We start from the raw sequence: 830 nt of genomic DNA on the forward strand, positions 1-830 counted from the left end.
TCTTCAGGCAATGCGCCTATTCCTGTGGTGTTGATGTAAACACCGTCACCATGGCCTTGCTCTACCACTTTCGTATCACCGGTAACGATTTTAACCCCAGCCTCTTGGGCTGCCTCAGCCATAGAGTCGACAATGCGTTTTAGTTCAGAAAGCGGGAAGCCTTCTTCTAGAATAAAGCCAACACTTAGGTAGAGGGGCTGGGCACCTGACATGCAGACGTCATTGACTGTGCCGTGCACCGCTAAACTACCGATATTCCCGCCAGGGAAAAATAAAGGGGAGATGACATGGCTGTCGGTGGCCATGGTAATGCGAGACTGTGGTAGTGAAAGTGTTGCTTGATCAGACTTTTCTTGTAGGTAGCTATTATCGAAAGCTGGCAAAAAGAGTTCATCAATTAATGTGGCTGACGCTCGGCCACCACTTCCATGAGCCATCTCGATGAACCCATCCTTGAAATCCAGTGTGCTTGAGGTTTTGTTAGTCATTGGCGGGGCTCTGTCTACTGGGTGTTGGGTTGATAGCGATAGTAAGCTGCGCACGCGCCTTCAGATGATACCATGCATGAGCCAAGCGGGTTTTCAGGGGTGCAGGGCTTGTTAAATAGTTTGCATTCGTAGGGTTTTTTTTGCCCCGTCAAAACGGCAGGGCATTCACAGGCTTTGTTGTCAGATGCGATGTCATTGCCGTTTTTTGCGAACGTATCCTTATAGATATACTCGGCATCAAATTGTTGATATTCCTCTCGCAGCTTTAAAGCGCTGTCAGGCATTTCTCCGAGGCCTCGCCATTCGAAACTCTGTCGAAGGTCTAGGTACTTCTTGGTCAGT

The 830-nt window shown here is 48.8% G+C and carries 1 protein-coding gene and 1 pseudogene; both read right to left on the reverse strand.

Going from position 1 to position 830, the window contains the following annotated elements:
* The coding region (locus A3757_RS24825) for an AIR synthase related protein (RefSeq protein WP_231878387.1) at positions 1-488 on the reverse strand (488 nt) is incomplete at its 3' end.
* A 14-nt stretch (positions 489-502) separates the two neighbouring features.
* Positions 503-830, reverse strand: a pseudogene (locus A3757_RS24830) (hydrogenase formation protein HypD); the annotation flags it as partial.

The sequence above is a fragment of the Oleiphilus sp. HI0117 genome (assembly GCF_001635235.1).